The sequence below is a fragment of the Peribacillus sp. NPDC097675 genome (assembly GCF_050277655.1).
Classification (GTDB): Bacteria; Bacillota; Bacilli; order Bacillales; family DSM-1321; genus Peribacillus.
In genome coordinates, this window is sequence record NZ_JBNNSK010000006.1 from 170,438 (window position 1) to 187,776 (window position 17,339).

The window sequence follows — 17,339 nt, forward strand, 5'->3', positions numbered from 1 at the left end:
TGATTTCTCTTTTTTTGCCCTTTAATTAGGACTCCCACCTATAGAACATGCATATTCCTCTCAGCCTCTTCCCAAGTTAACGTATAGCCTTGTCCTTTAGAACAGAAAATGGAAGATGAGGTGTAATCGGGATCTGCATGTTTATTATAACCTGTTCGTTTAATGACTTCATTTTGGTCATGGCAGCGATCATACCCAGCAAAGCTCAAGTTTATAGATCCCTTCCCTTGTGTAAAAGAAGCCAATTCGCCGCTATAGTCCATAAATGTGGCGACTGGTACAACCCCCGTTAAAAATGCTTTGTCACCTTCTGTTTTCGGTGAATCGAAAGTTCCGTATGCCTGTTGAATATCAGATAGTACACGCCCCATCTGATTCAGGTCCACTTTAATTTTAAATTGATAAAAAGGCTCCAGCAAGATATTTTCTACTTTTTCCAACCCTTGCCTTAAGGCCCTGTATGTAGCCTCTCTAAAATCCCCACCTGATGTATGCTTATTGTGAGCTCTTCCTGTGAGTAGTGTCACCTGTATATCTGTAATTGGAGCGCCTGTTAGTAAACCATGATGTTCTCGTTCAAAAAGATGATGGCGAATGACATTTTGATTTCCTACCGTGAGATCATCAGCATGACATTTATTCTCGAATGTAATGCCGCTATTTCTTTCTCCCGGCTTCAATTGAAGATGAACTTCTGCATAATGTCCCAAAGGCTCAAAATGTCCATATCCTATAGATTCTGAAGCGATTGTTTCTTTATAAAGGATTTCAGGCTTTTCAAAAGAGATATTTAATAGGAAACGGTCCTTGATTATTTGTACCAATACTTCTAGCTGTATGGTTCCCATAACAGAAATATGAATTTCTTGTGAGCGTTCTTCCCATGATACATCCAAGGAAGGGTCTTCGACATTCAGGGTTTGAAACTGTCGTAAAGCTTCTTTGATATTTACAGTAGGTTCGAATGTAACTTTTGACTTTAATGTCGGTACCATTTCATATACAACTTTCTCTTTTAACGCACCTATCCCGTCACCGACTGAAGTCTCGGATAAACCTGTCACCGCAAAGAGTTCCCCTGCCTCAACCTGATTGACATTTTTGAACGTCCTACCATTATAGACGCGTATTTGGGTGACCTTTTCGACGATTGAATCTTCTGCTTTTCCATACTCGATTTCATCTCGAACCTTTAAAGCACCGCTCATTGCTTTGATAAAAGTGATTTTCGTCCCATTTTCATCATGACGAATTTTATAGACGCGCCCAGCAAATGGTTCTTGATTTCGATAGTCAGTGGTAGTTAACTGATCTATTTTTTTCAAAAAGCTTTCTACTCCAACCCCTTGGAGTGCTGAGCCACATGCAAGAGGAAACAATTTATTATCATGAATCATATCCTTCATCGTAGTAAGCCACAGATCTTGATCATAACCGTGCTCCAAATAGCTCTCCAGAAGGGCTTCATTACGTTCAGCGACAAATTCAACAAGCTCTTCCTTCATTTCACCCTGTACGAAAGAATCAGTGATGTTACAGACATCCTTGGTCAGATACATTTGTATATCTTTGATCACTGTATCCACATCCGCACCTACACGGTCAATTTTATTGATAAAAAAGAAGGTGGGTATGTGATGTTTTCTCAGAAGCTCCCAAACCGTTTCCGTATGCCCCTCTATCCCTTCCACGGCACTAACAATGATGATTGCATAATCCATCACCTGAATGCTCCGTTCCATCTCCGGCGAAAAATCGACATGGCCCGGAGTATCAATTAAATAATAATTGGAATCATGGTAAGTAAACCTGGCTTGATCCGCAAACACAGTGATTCCCCGCTGCCTCTCGATCTCATGGCTATCAAGGAAAGAATTCTGATGGTCGACGCGCCCTCTTTGTTTAATGCTATTCGTACAGAAAAGAAGCTGTTCGGAAAATGTTGTTTTCCCAGCATCTACATGCGCTAAAATTCCAATCGTCTTATTCATTTTTTGCCTTCTTCCATGGAGTTTACTCTTAAACCCCTTATCTGTTTTTCTATTCTTCATTCAATAACGAGTATACGCTAGAAACACCTTACCTTCCTATACGTGCTGCTCATAGGATTACTTCGATGTAACATGTAACGTACATAAATATAATGAAGTTGAAGAAGTCACTCTTATATTTTAAAGCATAAAATAAATGTGTGACTACACCAAAGGAGATAAAATATTATGCATCAATCATATCTAGATGCCTTAGCCTTCTATGGAATTGAAGGTGCACATCCAGGTGGTTTCGATTTGACTACAAGTATCCTGATGAAGGAAAGAATTGACCCGCTTACCACAATTCTCGATGCAGGATGTGGGATAGGTCAAACATCTCAATTCTTGGCAGAAACCTTTAATTGTAACGTCTATGCATTGGATAATCATCCGCAAATGGTTAAACGTGCTGCCAAGCGGTTTCACCAAGCCCAGCTACCCATTCAGGTTTTTATGGGTTCCTTAGAAGAATTGCCGTTTCCCGCAAACCACTTTGACTATATCATAGCGGAATCCACTACCGGTTTTACAGATATCCAAAAGTCCCTTGCTGAATATTTCAGGGTGCTAAAACTGGGGGGGAACTTGATTTCGATTGATATGACAGCAGAAATTACATTAGGTCTCAACCTGAAGAATGAATTGATGAATTTCTATAAACTCAAACATATCCCGACTGAAGCGGAATGGATTAGTGCCATTAGAGAACAAGGATTTAAAAAAACGGAAATCCTTCATTCAAATACAGTTTTAGAAGAGTTAAAGAAATATTCTGCTGCCAACCAACGCTCAAGCAACTCAACGCTTATCAAAGGAACATTAAATGATATCATCAAAAAACATTATCGTCTTATGCTCACTCATGGAAATAGCCTTGGTTACCGGGTGTTTAGGGCGAGCAAGTAATCATCATATCGGACTAGTAGAAAACCAGAAAGGCATTTATTGAACCTTGAAACACCTAGTAAATTACTAGGTGTCTCCAGTCAACTATATTTACTGATAAGATCAGACAATAGTTTTTCAATCTTGGGACATCGCTCGTTCCGTATGAAAAGCGGACATGGCTCTCATCCATATCAAATTTTTCTGCAAAAAACCGCCTTTTCTATCTGCTTGAATAATAACATCCACTCGATTTTCAGAAATAAAGAATACTGCCTCCAATTCATCCAATCGACCTCTGAATGATCCGCTTGTTGGTTTAAATTCAAACTATTGTGCGAATGGTAATCTTGCTCGAAGATAACCTGGTGCTTTTTTAGCTTCTGTCTTACGTAAGTGAAAGCCAAGAATTTTCACTGCTTGCAAAAAGGCATATACAAGCGGATGCGGTTGAATCTCAATATAATCCCCATCTTGTGAATTAATTGCCATGCTTATATCTAATCCGGTCTGTAGCCACACAATAATGAATTTTTATCTTTACAATCAATCCTTTAGTTTTATTTTTATCCAATATCATCATTCTTCGTGTATTTTAATATATTTATATAGTTACTGAATATACCTGCATTCTACTTTCCAATCTACAATCTTTCTCCTTTGTGATGCATTTAATATAGGTTAACATCAAAATTTTCTAAATCTTCCTTTAATTAACCGTTTCTTTGTCACAATATACAATGTTAAATTTTACTAGATAATTTTTTTAAAATATTTCTCAACAATACAATACTAGTGACGATATATACACTTGAGGAAATTATTTTCTTAACATAACTATAGGCAAACTCATTGAAAAGTGAGGGCGCAAAGCCACAGGTCTAAGGAGGAATGAGAATTCTATGGCGGCTGGGTTGCAATATATCTTCTTTAATAGGTATAGTACTCAACAATCCTGTCTAAAAAGACTTTTTATACGAACCTTTTTACCTAGGATTATATGTTTTTTTATAGCCGTATTTTTTTTTGCATTCAAACGCACCACATAGGCTATAAGAACTAGATTTATTTTATGATTTAAGTATCTATTGGAGGAGAAACTATGAATATGAAAGACGTACAGCAACTATTTCCAAGTGAAGATGGTAATCAATTTGAACAGGTGACCTTTTTGTCTTATATAGAAAAAATCATCATGGCCATCGACAGTTCGAAAGATCCAAACAAATCAACTTTAGGACCCATACAAGAAAAGAGTGATGACTTTTATAAAGAGATTATTGAGAATGAAAAAACGCCAAATACCGGTCTTGAGATGGATCTGGTATTGGATGAACTGATAAAACTTACTAAGGGACATCCTTATCATACAAGGAATTTTGTTACGAATGTTTTACCTATGGCCAGCATTCCTGGTATTATTGGTAATTTGACTAACTCACTATTAAACGGTAACAATCTTTGGGATGTATATGGACCGGCAGCAGCCGAGACAGAAGTCAAGGTCATAACCATGATGTCAAAACTGGTTGGATATGATCACACTAAGAGTTGGGGATATACAACATGGGGTGGCCAAGGAGCTGTATTCAGCGGTCTTAGGGTTGCCGTTGCGAAACAATTTCCGAAAGCAAAAGAAGAAGGTGTTCCCAATAACTTATATTGTTTTGCCTCTGAAAATGCTCACTATAGCTTGTTAAAATCTGTAGAAGCGGTTGGAATCGGAAGCAATCATCTGATTCGTGTTAAAGCTGGGAAAGATCATTCCATGGATATGGAAGATTTACAAATGAAGCTGGAGGAAACAATCAATAATGGCGGGATTCCTGTTTACATCGTTGCAACAACAGGTACGACCGATTGTTTCGGGATTGATGATGTTCAATCCGTGAAGGCTATAACAACTAAAATGGAAGAAAAGTATAACTTAAAACCAATTCACATACATGCCGATTCTGCATTAGGCGGTTTTTACAGCCTGTTCCGTGAATATGATTTCATACAAAACCCGCTTAACTTTGAAGAAGATGTATTGAACAGTCTGAATGCCATCAACGAAAGGATGCAATACCTCTATGTAGCTGACAGCTTATGTTTTGACTTTCAAAAACTCGGACAAACACCTTATCTAACTAGTCTATTTTTAGTGAAAAATGGAAGTGATCTAGGTTTACTTGATCTGGAAGAATTCGAGACTCCTTATGTTGGAAATCGTGGCTACGGCAGCTATCATACAGGATATACATTGGAATGTTCTCGTATGGGAAGCTCAATTGCCATTTATGCAGCCTTACTCTCATTTGGCGTTGAAGGGTACCAACAGATTCTTGCAAATTACGTCCGAGTCAATCTTGCGTTCAGAAAGAAACTGGCAGCAAGAATTCCGAATATGAGTATTACAAATTCGGAGAACATCGGGCCAATTACTACCATCAGAATATATGAAGATGGTGCTAACTGGGACCTTGAACTGAACGGAGAAGCAACTCAAGAACAAATACAAAAAACAAATGATTATAATTATGAACTTTTTGAAATCCTTGGAGAAAACCGGGAAGAAGTATTCTTTGGAGATACAAAAAGACAATGTCTTGTCGATGCTGTCAATTCAGATGAGCGTTTACCTATCTATGCGGCGAAGTTCTTCTCAATTTCTCCATATACAGAAGTCGAACATTTAGACAATATTGTGGGAGCTTTTGAAAGTGCCTTGAAAAAAATAGAGAAAAAAGAAACTGCATATGTTCTCTAAGATGAAAAATTCGATTCTTATTAAATATATTTCAAGTTTCGTCATCCCTATTGCTATCTTTTCAATCCTTTTCAGCCTTACTTTGTACTTTTTATCAATGAACATCATCAATCAACATGTAATTGTTCAATTTGAGAAAAGCTTAAAGCTGATTGCTGAAGATTCGTTGAAAGACATCGATACTACACTTGTAGAAGGAGCAAATAGCGATGAGAAAGATAAATACGCGCAACTAAAAATGATTTTAGAAAAGTATCAACAAAAGCATAACGTTGAAAATACTTATGTACTTGCAAAGACTGGTAGCAAAGAATATATTGTCGCTTTAAGCAATACCGATGATCAAGGTACGGATTATCCTTTCTCAGATGAAATGAGGAAATCACTCAAGAATGGAACAATAGAATATAGTTCGATTTACGATGATGAATTTGGCACCCATAAGTCAATTTTCATTCCTTTCGAAGGAACGAACATGATTTTTGGAATAGATATGGATGCTTCTTTTATTAAAGACCTTAAGTCTATGGTTTTCACAATTTCTATTGCCTTAACAATTATTTTCGTTGGATTAGGTTTTGTGATTGCATACATTATCAGTAAAAAGATTACAAATCCACTAATCTCCATTCGAAACTACGTGAATGAAGTGGCAGATGGAGATTTATCCATTAAAGAAATGCATATCAATGGAAAAGATGAAATTGCCCAGCTCTCAACAGGAATTCAAAAAATGGTTCTTGATTTAAATGGGCTTATAAACCAGATAGCAGAAAATGCCGAGCAGGTAGCCGCTACTTCCGAGGAATTAATGGCCAGTTCCGAGGAAACGAGTTCATCCGTTTCTCAAGTAACCGAATCCATGCAAGAAGTAGCGACCGGAGCTGAAAATCAATCACATCATATCGTAGAAATGAATAAAAGCGTTGCTTATATTACAAATGGCATGCAACAAATCACCGTAAGCGTAAATGATGCGACAGAAAGCTCTGAAAGTGCTTCTGAAATTGCAGTAAACGGCAATAAAATCATAGAATCATCCGTTGAAAAAATGAATGTTACGTACCAAACAATAAAAAAAACGTCTGATATCGTTTACCGATTAAGTGATTATACGAAAGAAATTGGTGATATTGTTACCCTGATAACTCAAATTACCGATCAAACGAACCTTCTAGCTTTGAATGCATCTATTGAAGCAGCAAGAGCAGGGGAACATGGTAAAGGATTCGCTGTTGTTGCAGGTGAGGTTCGTAAACTAGCTGACCAATCGAAAAATGCTGCGAATGAAATCAGCAGTAGGATAGAAACGATTAAACTTGAGTCAACAAATGCGGTTGAATCTATGTCTATAGGATACCATTCACTTGAAGAAGGACTTTCAACGTTTGAAAAGGCCGGACAGGCTTTCGGAGATATTCTACACTCAGTGGACGGTGTAAGTAATAAAATCCTAGCCATAAACAGTTCGATAGAAGACATGAATAAGGGTATGCAAAATATATCCGAATCTATGGAAGAATTAAGTGCCATTTCCACTCAATCCTTAGGAAACGTGCAAAATGTCGCTGCCGCTTCAGAAGAGCAGACTGCAACGATACAAGAAATTGCAGCATCATCCAATAACCTGGCCACTATGGCCGAAGTTTTACGTGAAGCTGTTCAGAAATTCAAACTATAAAAGAATACCTTTTCAAATGTAGAGATCCTCTCTAATACTAGCGATTTCGAGTCTATTATTAGAGAGGATTTTTATTATATAAAAGTCTGTAACCCATTGAGTGGTAGTATCCCCTCTTTTCCAGACATGTAAGTTCAAAAGGAAAAAACCTGAGTAATGACAATCAGGTTTTTTTAAAATCATTATAAGTCACCATAGAAATGCTAAAAAGACCAACGAGGCTATTGCTCCAAAAGCAAAACCAGAAGCTGCTCCCCATCCAAACCCACCATAATATCCACCATAACCAAATCCTCCAAGGTTCCCTCGATTATCAAGTGGACGAATGTAAACTCGATTGGGTGTTACCCGATGAATAATTCCCCTATGAATGGTTCCTCTATTTGTACGGATCTCAACCGGTCTCCCGATTCCTTGGTTGCACCTATTAAAATAGTTTTGATTATCATAACCCATATTTTAAACACTCCCCTTATATTGGATTCTACATGATATGTATAAGGGGACTAGCTTGCATAGATGAACACCTACTAAATTTGAAAAGCATTTAATTAACTCTATCCTCTATAACATCCATGACATACTATAAATCAATTACATGGAAAAGGAGACAACAGAAATGATCCATTCATATCAAGACGCGTTAGCCTTCTATGAATTGGAAGGTGCTCATCCAGGAGGTTTTGAACTGACCAGACATCTTCTGAGGAACGAAGAAATTAATGAATATGATAATGTTCTCGAGGCTGGATGTGGAATTGGCCAGACTTCACAATATTTAGCTGAAACCTATGGTTGTCAGGTTCATGCACTGGATAATCATCCAGAAATGGTGAAACAAGCTACGAAAAGATTTCAACTAGGTAACTTACCCGTGAATGTATATATGAGTTCCATCGAAGAAATGCCATTCCCCAATAATTATTTTGATTTTATTATAGCCGAATCCTCAACATCGTTCACTAACATTCAAACATCCATTCGTGAATACTATCGTGTCCTTAAACCTGGTGGAACACTGATTTCTATAGATATGACAGCAGAGGGCATTTTACCTGAGGAACAAAGGAAAGAAATCATGAATTTCTATAATCTTAAATCAATCTTGACCCAACCAGAATGGATAAGTGCCTTTGATAAAGAAGGATTTGCACAGGTGAAAATCTTAAAATCCAATACGGTACTAGAAGAATTAAAGAATTCTAAAGCAACTGAATCCAGGATCCTGCCTTCTAACGAAGACTATAACAGGATACTAGAAGAACATTATCGTATAACCCTTACTTATGGAAATAGTTTAGGTTTCGGTGTGTTTAGAGTAATGAAGTAACCAAGTAATCCTTGGTATCAATTCAAAATAAAATGGGGCTGTCTAATAAGTCCTTATTCCAGTGAATTTCGCAAAAACAAAGAGGCAGAAATGTTGTTAAATCAACGTTTCTGCCTTTTATTATTTATACAATTTCGGTGTAATTACACCTTTTGGGACAGCCCCCCATACTTATACAATAGCCACATAAAGGCCTACTCCTAGAGCTAAAACAATTCCCAGGGCTGCATAAATCCATGTTAGTCTGGTTAAATTGCCCCTAACTTCTCCGGAGTAATTATCATCACTTTTCCCTCCTAAAGCCATGGTTCCAATTAAGGCAATAATCATGATGATGAATACTACTATCATAGAAAATTTCATCTTAATCCCCCTACACATCTTTACAAGTACCGTACTCATCTCTCTAATTACTATTAACTTAACATACTTTTAATGGAATATTCGAACAAAAGTAAATCCTGTAAAGGCATACCAATAAATCAAACAGTTCCTATTACCGAGCTGTTAACTTTAAAGGTACGTTCCCCGAGATGGTCAATTGCAATAAAAAAGGCATAATTTCAAATGAAATCTAGCCTTTTTTAGGACACACCAGTTAAAGATTTAGTACTGTATCTTTTTGGGACTATTTAGCTTGTATTGCAAGAACCGTTTCTAAGATGACATTCACACCTTTTTCACAATCTTCCCAATAAGTAAGTTCGTTTTCGCAATGGCTTTTCCCATTCACACTTGGAACGAAAACCATCGCAGTAGGGATGTAACTAGCTATGAATTGAGCGTCATGACCCGCTCCACTAACCATCCTTTTATAGGAATACCCCAACGAATTAGTCGATTGTTCTAACAAATCACAAAGTGACTCATCAAACCAAACGGTGTCGCGGCCCCATAACTTCGTGGCCTTTACTTCGCAGCTATCGTTTGAGTCTGACTGTACAAGTCCTTTTATTATATCTTCTACCCGTTCAATGACTTGTTGATCCTTATGTCTCGCTTCGATCGTAAAAACCACTTTATTCGGGATGACCGTATGAATATTGGGATACACATTTACTCTGCCAATAGTATAAACTAAATCTTCATCAAGAAGACCCAACTTTTGAATGGCTTCTGTGACAAGACTATTTGTAGTAAAGAAGGCGTCTTTTCTCATATTCATAGGAGTTGTGCCAGCATGATCTGATTCTCCAGTCACTTCTATTTCATAGCAGACCATTCCAAGAACACATTCCACCACACCAATTTTCAATGCTTCTCTTTCAAGTATAGGCCCTTGTTCGATATGTAATTCTAAAAATGCTGTTGCCTCTTTTAGTCGTGACTCAATATCTCCTGCATAGCCAATTGAGTTCAATGCTTCTTCAAACGTAATTCCATCACTATCCGTTTTTTGTATCATAGCAGTTTTTTCAAATTTCCCAGAAAGGACTCCCGAGGCCATCATAGAAGGTTCAAATCTTGCTCCCTCTTCATTTGTGAAATTGACGATTGTGATTGGAACTTGTGGTTTGATATCATTGTCCACTAATGTACGAACCACTTCCAACCCAGCAGCCACCCCAAGGATTCCATCGAATCGACCGCCTTTTTTCACGGTATCCATATGCGAACCCATAACGATCGGTGGCTTGTTCTCAACGCCTGCTAAAGTAGCGTATATATTGCCCATATCATCCACTTTAATCGACATTCCCAACTCTTCACAGCAAGAAACGAAGTAGTCTCTAACTAAACGGTCTTCATCCGTCAATGACAGGCGCGTAACTCCATTATTTTCAGTGCGTCCAAAATCCGCAAATTTTTCAAGCGAATCACTTAACCTCTTACCATTAATCAGTAGTTTTTGTTTTTTCATAGAGCATGTCTCCCTTCGACTAAATCGCATGGCTATTTTTCTTTATTTTCAGATTATTCCTTTCATTATAACTCTACTAACTATTACACTCATTAGACAAAAGGTTAATTGTTTATTTATTTTTTTATACCTTTTATCTATTTTCACTGGTTTAAGGGAATACAAGATAAATAAGAAAGAGAAAAAGCCCTTTTAAATCTTCTTTCTCTCTTTCTTAACACCTAGAAAGATCTAATTGCATTGCTCCTTTTTCCCCACAAGACCGATTGTTAAATACTGCTTATCTTCATGGAAGTCCCATACCCAATGGCGCAAGGAAAATTCCCTTCGATTCACTTTTCCCATATAATCCTGGATGGCAAGTAAAGCGGCCCCATACCCGACATTGGAAGCTAATGAAAAGATAGCGTTAATTCCTTGATTAATGGTTTGTATATATTCAGGTTTCATCTGCAAAATATCGGACCATGTAATATAGAAGCCTTTTGGAGTACAGCATTTGAAAGATAATTCCTGCAAATTTAGGACAATCTGATCTCTTACATCCAAAAATCCATCTTTAATTCTGATTAAATCCATTTGTTCATAGTGGTGGTTATTATTCTCAAGAGTATCTAACGCCCAGTTATAAAACAACTGGGTATAAATGGCCGATGTTGCGAAAATATCAAAAGAACCAATATATTCAGCAAACTCATTATGTATGATTTCTGATAATTGACCATTCGTTTTCTTTAAGAATTCTACGATGTTCTCGGTCCTTTCACCATTCATCAACATTGAAGTTAGTATTTGTTCAAAATTCACTTTTTCCAACCCGCTCACATCACATTCAACGAGTTGAATTTTGCATTGAGTACTTTCTGAGAAGTTCTTGATGCCATTTATCATGCTCTCTTTATCTATATCGAATAAATATATCAAGTTACATTTAGTTGCCAGATGATCTAAATCCAAATCATCACAATTGCCCGCTCCAATAATTCCTATTTTGTCAACCGAAGCTTGTTTTGAAAGAGCGGTATTGAATAATTCTGTAACCTGCTCACGATGTTTAGCCCACATATTCCTTCTATATTCATCCCGATTATGATTCAATTTTCTTTGAAAGGCTTCCAAGATTATCTCTCCTTATGAAGAATTACTGATAAAATCATTGTATCAAAAGACTGTTTACTTGTAGAGGTTATAAACAAAGAAGAAAAGTAGCTCCGTGATGACTTAGTAGTACTTAGAGATTGGAATAGAATTGAATATTGGCCCTAATCAACTAATAAGCTAAAAGATTATGACGTTGCACCGACTGTCCTCTTGGATACAGATGAAATTGATTTTAACGAGGTTATCAATTCAATTAATATAGTTGGTGCACTTGTACATGGTGAACTTATTGTAAATTATATCAGCATAGATGGCGTGCCTTTGGAAGATGATGAATGGAGAAAATCAGTTTTAATTTCTTCCCCTTTCATTCCCTAACGAAAGAAAAGACACTAATATGGAAATAGTGTCTTTTTAATATATTTTTCAGGGAAAACTAACTTATTATATGATTTCTTTATTGGACTCCATTGTATATTTATCTTTCGTTTTTCCTTTCATGCCATTAGCAATTAGCACACAAATCATACTGAAGATAAATAAACCAAGGAAAAAGAACCAGGCTACACGGTAACTTTCAGTGAGATCATAAATTAAGCCGGAAACTATGACGCCTAAGGAGCCTGCAGCAACAAAGAATACCTGTACGATTCCGAAAATTGCGCCGAAATCTTTGCTTCCAAAAATATCATTTGTCATGAATGGTGGTCCTAATGTCGAAATAACCACACTAAAACCAAATGCTATGGCAAATATATATGCGAAAGCTTGTCCTTTAGCCAAAAGAAGGGCTACCATAGAGATTGACATACATATTCCTACATAGATTGCTCCTCCTGCAGTTCCGAACTTATCCAATACGGCACCTAAAATCAACTTTCCCACTGTATTTGAAAGAGAAAGTAGACCAAAAATCGTTCCAGCAAAGAGTGCCGGATGGCCAATGTCTATTAGATAAGCGGGAATATGCATCTGTACGCCGCCTGCTACCAATGCAAAACTTACGATTCCTAGCACAAAGATCCAAAACATAGCTGTCTTTTTCGCTTCGCCCATCGTTAAGCCGCTCTTTTCCGTTTCTATGTTCTCAGTTGAATTCATTTTATCAGCACCAAGTGGTACAAGTCCTTTTTCAGAAGGACTTTTCTTGGCAAAAAGTAAGATAAAAGGCAGTGTTAAGATAATGAGAAGGAGCCCAGCTATAACATACGCTGTTCTCCACCCATAGTTTGTGATGATGGTAGTCAGGACAGGGCTAAGCACAGCAGCTCCTATACCTGATCCAGCAAAGGCAAAACCCATGGCTTTTCCCTTTTTCTCATAAAACCAGTTCGTTACCATAATCGAGATGGGGATATTCGAAAAACCTGCCACACAGATACCAATCATAAATCCAACGATGCAAAAGTATAGAGCCGAATTGGCTAACGAATATGACATGAAGCCCACTCCTGCCACCACTACACAAATCGACATAATCAGTCTCATATTCCCTTTAGCCAGTAGCCTTCCCATGAATGGGGAAGCTACTGCCACTCCTAGACCGGCAATCGAAAGGGCAATGGAAAAAGTCGTCCTGCTTATCCCTAAATCTTCAGTAACTGAAACCATGAATAAGCTGTGTAACGAATTTATTATGGAGTAAGCGGCAAACATTATAAAAAAGCCACATAATACAACATACCAACCATAGAATACGCCTTTAGCTCCTTGTTCCATATAAGACCGCCTTTTCTTCTACCACTCTAATTTAACCTTCAAGGTCAACCGATTTCTATATAGCACGTTTTCTCACGGGTGAATTCTAGAACCGAATCCACACCGTAACCACTACTTTTGTGGCCTCCGAAAGGTAATTCAGGACCTACTGTCCGGAATGTATTGACCCAAACATTACCGGACTCTAATTTACGAATCATTCGATGGGCTCGATTCAAATTCGTCGTCCAAACTCCCGCGCCAAGTCCATAGGCCGTATCATTGGCCATAGAAATCGCTTCCTCTTCTGTATCAAAAGGAATTACGGTCGCCACTGGGCCGAATATCTCCTCCTGACAAATTCGAAGTGAATTGCTAGTCACCTTGATCAACGTCGGTTCAACCCAGTATCCTTCCGATAAGTGGGGTGAGTCCGGCAATAGATTCTGTCCACCATGACGGCCGCCGAGGATAATTTCTCCCCCTTCTTTTTTTCCTAACTCTATATAAGAGCATACCTTTTCGTAATGTATGGCATTAGCAATCGGTCCCATCGCACTTTCTGGATGCATGGGATCCCCTAGTTTATTATACTCGGTCATGACTTCTTTCATTTTAGAAATCATATCTTCGAAAATCGACCTTTGTATAAGAATTCTTGACCCACCTGTACATAATTGACCAGCATTTCCAGTAAAAATTCCGTTAAGTGTAACCCCTTGTGCTGCTTTTTCAAGATCTGCGTCCTCGAATACGATATTGGGGGATTTTCCACCCAACTCAAACGTCATCGGTTTAGGATTACCTGCCGTTGATTGGGCAATCGACCGGGCCGTAGCCCCAGATCCAGTTAAACTAACTCTATTTACAAGTGGATGACTGACTAATGTGCTCCCAACTTCCACTCCATCCCCTGATACAACATTCAATACTCCAGGTGGAAGAATTTCATTAATTAATTCACCGTACCTCAATGATGAGACAGAAGCCAGTTCTGATGGTTTTATTATGATGGTATTCCCGGCAGCAAGCGCATAAGCAGCTTTAACTGTAAAAGTAAAAAGCGGTGCGTTCCATGGCAGAATTCCTACTATGACACCAAAAGGCTCCCTTAAAGTATATCCAACACTTGTAGACCCTAATTGGACCGTATCACCCTTACTTCCTACAGCTGTTGCTCCTGCCGCATCGTACCAATAACTTGCTAAGCTCGGTATGAGTCCATAGCTTGTTTCCCTAATCACCCATCCATTATCTCTTGTTTCTAACTCTGCTAACTCTTCACCATGTTGAACGATTAGATCACCAATTCTCCTCAAGTAATCTGCACGTTCTATCGCGGATAGAGAGGACCAGCCTTCAAAAGCATTTCGAGCTGATAATACTGCGGATTCCGCATCTTCTACCGTGCTGCAAGGAATAGTGGCCCAAACATTTCCCGTTGATGGATCGATACTATCTATTTGTTTTCCCGAAGAAGAGTGAGTTCTATTTCCATTTATAACATTCTGATAATTTTTAATTTCATTTGCTATTTTCACTATTCATCGTCACCCTTTCAAAATAGGTATCCATTAACTCAAACAGGAATGATAATTGCACTTTCTTCATACCACCCTAACGCTGTTGCCGCTTGTTTATAAAATTGTTCTGTACGCCCTAAATAATTTTCATAGAATCGAGCACGCTTTACAAATAACTGGCAATCTAATTCTTCTGTAAAACCAATTCCTCCATGAATTTGTATATTATCGGCGGAGATGCGGGTAAAGGCATCAGTTGCAAATATTCGCGCACAAGCAATAGCTTGGACACGGTCGGATGCATGACTTTCTAGTGCCCAGTTTGCATAATACGTCAATGACTTTGCTGTCTCCAAATCTGTCTTCATATCTACTATTCTGTGTTTAATAGCCTGAAATCTTCCGATGGGCTGACCAAATTGTTCACGAATCTTTGCATACTCGGTAGCCATCTCGACTATTTTCTCCATTGCTCCCACAATTACAGCTGAAAGAGCAGCATTAAATGAAAGCAAACCTTCTTGGAGAACATCCCAGCCTTTGTGTAGGGTTCCGAGGATTTGAGTTCTAGGAACTTTAACGTTAGTAAATGTAAGCTCTCCTAAGCTACGTGTCTCATCCATGTTTTTTTGGTGTTGTATAGTTAGGTTCGGATCTGTGCGATCGACAATAACTAACGAAATCCCTTCTGTACCTTTTCCAATATCTGTACGTACCGTTACGATAAAATGATCGGCTAACTCGGCATCTGGAACAAGTGATTTTACCCCATTTACTATCACTTGATCATTTTCCACTTTTCCAGAGAGGGTAATTCCAGAAGGACTATAACTTCCACCCCTCTCTAACCATGCAAGAGAGAACATTTTAGTCCCATTAGCTATATAAGGTAGGTAATTCTCTTTTTGTTCTTCCGTACCGAATTTTTCTAATAAGGGAACAGCCAATGCACTCGTTTCTAAATACAGCCCTGGTAATAACGAACGACCTGATTCTTCAAGTACAGGTATCAAATCCAAAGGTCCTAATCCCATTCCTTCATATTCTTCGGAAATATTTATGCTCGTACAACCTAATTCAGCCATTCCTCTTTGAACGCCTTGTAACGGTTCCAAATTAGCCTTAATAAATTCACGAGCTGTTTTTGTTTGACCTGCATCATCTAAATACTTTCGGACATATCCCCGAAACATCTCTTGTTCTCGATTTAAAGAAAAATCCATTTTCCTTCACCCCTATTTAGACTTAGCGTCCCATATCCTTTGGTAAGCCTAGAATTCTTTCAGCGATTGTATTCTTTTGTATTTCACTCGTTCCCCCGCCAATTGTCTGGCCAAATGAATAAAGGTAATTATCTTGCCAATACGACTGACCTGAAATGGCATCTTCTTTCCAAAGAAGGCCTTGATGACCTTGTAAGGAGATCGATTGAGAAAGCAGGTCTTTGGTAAGTTCACTTACTAATAACTTATCCATGGAACCTTCTGCTCCTGGGTGACCATTTTTTAATGTCTTGGTCAAATTTCGATAATAGTTTAATAGCGAACCACGAGAACGGGTGTATAAATCTATCATTGATTTACGAACAAGCGGATCCTCCATTAACGGCTTGTCATCCTCTTTCAATTCTTTTGTCAATGATACAAGGTCATTAAATTGCTGTTCCACTGTGAAAACCTGTGCTCCTATGCCTGTTCTCTCATGCATAAGGAGAGCAATTGTAACCTTCCATCCTTCATCCACTTCTCCAACGATTTCGGCATCGTATGCAATCGTATCGTTTAAGTACACCTCATTAAAATCATGCTGGCCGTCCATTTGAATGATAGGTCGCGTTTCTACTCCTGGCTGTTTCATATCCAAGAGGAATACTGTAATTCCTTTATGCTTCTTATCATAGCGATTTGTTCTAGCGAGTAAAAAGCAGCGATCCGCTAGATGTCCAAAGCTTGTCCATACCTTTTGGCCATTAATGATCCAACGATCCCCATCTTTTACTGCACTCGTTTGGATGGCTGATAAATCTGATCCGGCATTTGGCTCGGAGTATCCTTGACACCAAACCTCTTCTCCCGTGAGAATCTTTTGAATATACTTTTCTTTTTGTTCTTCCGTACCAATTTGCATAAGAGTTGGAGCCACCATATGAAGACCGACATAATTTACTAGAGGTGGTGCTTTAACGCGAACCATTTCCTGTTGATAAACAATTTCCTCCATCAATGTCGCTTCCCGGCCACCATATTTTTTCGGCCAAGCTATACCAGCCCAGCCACCTTCATATAATTTCCTTTGCCAATTCCTTAAAAAAGCGGCATATTCACTTTCATCCTTGGAAACTTGACTAGATCCATCTAACCAACCTTCAGGTAAGTTTTGTTCAAGCCAGGTTCTTAATTCATGTCGGAATTCTTCTTCCTTTGCTGAAAATGAAAAATCCATCGTTACTTTCCCCCTTTTTTACCAGTGTAAAAT

At 38.3% G+C, this 17,339-nt stretch carries 14 protein-coding genes, 1 pseudogene and 1 riboswitch; of the genes and pseudogenes, 5 read left to right on the top strand and 10 right to left on the bottom strand.

Annotated features, from left to right (window positions below; translation table 11 throughout):
- Positions 1–38: 38 nt before the first annotated feature.
- Positions 39–1,991 (bottom strand): GTP-binding protein, encoded by a 1,953-nt coding sequence (locus ACQKL5_RS10905; RefSeq protein WP_427608681.1) that lies wholly within the window; start codon positions 1,989–1,991, stop codon positions 39–41.
- A gap of 228 nt (positions 1,992–2,219) precedes the next feature.
- Between ACQKL5_RS10905 and ACQKL5_RS10910 the strand changes: the two genes are divergently transcribed.
- Positions 2,220–2,939 (top strand): class I SAM-dependent methyltransferase, encoded by a 720-nt coding sequence (locus ACQKL5_RS10910; protein WP_427608683.1) that lies wholly within the window; start codon positions 2,220–2,222, stop codon positions 2,937–2,939.
- A gap of 117 nt (positions 2,940–3,056) precedes the next feature.
- Here the strand turns inward: ACQKL5_RS10910 and ACQKL5_RS10915 are convergent.
- Positions 3,057–3,410: pseudogene (locus tag ACQKL5_RS10915) on the bottom strand (sporulation protein).
- 340 nt (positions 3,411–3,750) lie between these two features.
- Positions 3,751–3,840: riboswitch (cyclic di-GMP riboswitch) on the top strand.
- 186 nt (positions 3,841–4,026) lie between these two features.
- Between ACQKL5_RS10915 and ACQKL5_RS10920 the strand changes: the two are divergent.
- Both ACQKL5_RS10920 and ACQKL5_RS10925 read left to right on the top strand, forming a co-directional pair.
- Entirely contained in the window at positions 4,027–5,670 is a 1,644-nt protein-coding gene (locus ACQKL5_RS10920) for a pyridoxal phosphate-dependent decarboxylase family protein (RefSeq protein ID WP_427608802.1), read from the top strand.
- Between the two features lies 1 nt (position 5,671).
- A complete protein-coding gene (locus ACQKL5_RS10925; protein ID WP_427608685.1) occupies positions 5,672–7,351 on the top strand; it encodes a methyl-accepting chemotaxis protein in 1,680 nt (559 codons plus the stop codon).
- Positions 7,352–7,540: 189 nt separating this feature from the next.
- Here ACQKL5_RS10925 and ACQKL5_RS10930 read toward each other — a convergent pair whose 3' ends face one another.
- A complete protein-coding gene (locus tag ACQKL5_RS10930) occupies positions 7,541–7,807 on the bottom strand; it encodes a hypothetical protein (protein ID WP_427608687.1) in 267 nt (88 codons plus the stop codon).
- A 163-nt stretch (positions 7,808–7,970) separates the two neighbouring features.
- Here ACQKL5_RS10930 and ACQKL5_RS10935 point away from each other — a divergent pair, with 163 nt between their 5' ends.
- Positions 7,971–8,681: a class I SAM-dependent methyltransferase gene (locus ACQKL5_RS10935; protein ID WP_427608689.1), complete on the top strand. Its 711-nt coding sequence runs from the start codon at positions 7,971–7,973 to the stop codon at positions 8,679–8,681.
- 171 nt (positions 8,682–8,852) lie between these two features.
- On the opposite strand, the gene ACQKL5_RS10940 is transcribed toward ACQKL5_RS10935, so the two are convergent.
- The 3 genes from ACQKL5_RS10940 to ACQKL5_RS10950 all read right to left on the bottom strand — a co-directional run bounded on the left by ACQKL5_RS10940 (position 8,853) and on the right by ACQKL5_RS10950 (position 11,661).
- The gene (locus tag ACQKL5_RS10940) at positions 8,853–9,044 is read right to left on the bottom strand and encodes a hypothetical protein (protein WP_427608691.1); all 192 of its coding nucleotides are present in this window, start codon (positions 9,042–9,044) and stop codon (positions 8,853–8,855) included.
- 265 nt (positions 9,045–9,309) lie between these two features.
- Positions 9,310–10,542 carry a Zn-dependent hydrolase gene (locus ACQKL5_RS10945; protein WP_427608693.1) on the bottom strand — a complete coding sequence of 411 codons (1,233 nt, stop codon included), beginning with the start codon at positions 10,540–10,542 and terminating at the stop codon, positions 9,310–9,312.
- 231 nt (positions 10,543–10,773) lie between these two features.
- Entirely contained in the window at positions 10,774–11,661 is an 888-nt protein-coding gene (locus ACQKL5_RS10950) for a hypothetical protein (RefSeq protein ID WP_427608695.1), read from the bottom strand.
- Positions 11,662–11,853: 192 nt separating this feature from the next.
- Between ACQKL5_RS10950 and ACQKL5_RS10955 the strand changes: the two genes are divergently transcribed.
- Positions 11,854–12,021: a hypothetical protein gene (locus tag ACQKL5_RS10955; RefSeq protein WP_427608697.1), complete on the top strand. Its 168-nt coding sequence runs from the start codon at positions 11,854–11,856 to the stop codon at positions 12,019–12,021.
- A 66-nt stretch (positions 12,022–12,087) separates the two neighbouring features.
- On the opposite strand, the gene ACQKL5_RS10960 is transcribed toward ACQKL5_RS10955, so the two are convergent.
- From ACQKL5_RS10960 to ACQKL5_RS10975, 4 genes are read right to left on the bottom strand one after another with little or no spacing between them, the layout of a single operon-like run.
- A complete protein-coding gene (locus tag ACQKL5_RS10960; RefSeq protein ID WP_427608699.1) occupies positions 12,088–13,362 on the bottom strand; it encodes an MFS transporter in 1,275 nt (424 codons plus the stop codon).
- A gap of 44 nt (positions 13,363–13,406) precedes the next feature.
- The gene (locus ACQKL5_RS10965; RefSeq protein ID WP_427608701.1) at positions 13,407–14,882 is read right to left on the bottom strand and encodes an aldehyde dehydrogenase family protein; all 1,476 of its coding nucleotides are present in this window, start codon (positions 14,880–14,882) and stop codon (positions 13,407–13,409) included.
- A gap of 38 nt (positions 14,883–14,920) precedes the next feature.
- Positions 14,921–16,087 (bottom strand): acyl-CoA dehydrogenase family protein, encoded by a 1,167-nt coding sequence (locus ACQKL5_RS10970; protein ID WP_427608702.1) that lies wholly within the window; start codon positions 16,085–16,087, stop codon positions 14,921–14,923.
- Between the two features lie 22 nt (positions 16,088–16,109).
- Positions 16,110–17,306 (bottom strand): acyl-CoA dehydrogenase family protein, encoded by a 1,197-nt coding sequence (locus tag ACQKL5_RS10975; RefSeq protein ID WP_427608703.1) that lies wholly within the window; start codon positions 17,304–17,306, stop codon positions 16,110–16,112.
- Positions 17,307–17,339 lie beyond the last annotated feature (33 nt).

What these genes read in the sequence shown, in the direction of transcription:
- ACQKL5_RS10935 (WP_427608689.1), top strand. Translation starts at nt 7,971, where the DNA reads ATGATCCATTCATATCAAGACGCGTTAGCCTTCTATGAATTGGAAGGT.
- ACQKL5_RS10925 (WP_427608685.1), top strand. Translation starts at nt 5,672, where the DNA reads ATGAAAAATTCGATTCTTATTAAATATATTTCAAGTTTCGTCATCCCT.
- ACQKL5_RS10970 (WP_427608702.1), bottom strand. Translation starts at nt 16,087, where the DNA reads ATGGATTTTTCTTTAAATCGAGAACAAGAGATGTTTCGGGGATATGTC.
- ACQKL5_RS10930 (WP_427608687.1), bottom strand. Translation starts at nt 7,807, where the DNA reads ATGGGTTATGATAATCAAAACTATTTTAATAGGTGCAACCAAGGAATC.
- ACQKL5_RS10975 (WP_427608703.1), bottom strand. Translation starts at nt 17,306, where the DNA reads ATGGATTTTTCATTTTCAGCAAAGGAAGAAGAATTCCGACATGAATTA.
- ACQKL5_RS10910 (WP_427608683.1), top strand. Translation starts at nt 2,220, where the DNA reads ATGCATCAATCATATCTAGATGCCTTAGCCTTCTATGGAATTGAAGGT.
- ACQKL5_RS10940 (WP_427608691.1), bottom strand. Translation starts at nt 9,044, where the DNA reads ATGAAATTTTCTATGATAGTAGTATTCATCATCATGATTATTGCCTTA.
- ACQKL5_RS10920 (WP_427608802.1), top strand. Translation starts at nt 4,027, where the DNA reads ATGAAAGACGTACAGCAACTATTTCCAAGTGAAGATGGTAATCAATTT.
- ACQKL5_RS10905 (WP_427608681.1), bottom strand. Translation starts at nt 1,991, where the DNA reads ATGAATAAGACGATTGGAATTTTAGCGCATGTAGATGCTGGGAAAACA.
- ACQKL5_RS10945 (WP_427608693.1), bottom strand. Translation starts at nt 10,542, where the DNA reads ATGAAAAAACAAAAACTACTGATTAATGGTAAGAGGTTAAGTGATTCG.
- ACQKL5_RS10960 (WP_427608699.1), bottom strand. Translation starts at nt 13,362, where the DNA reads ATGGAACAAGGAGCTAAAGGCGTATTCTATGGTTGGTATGTTGTATTA.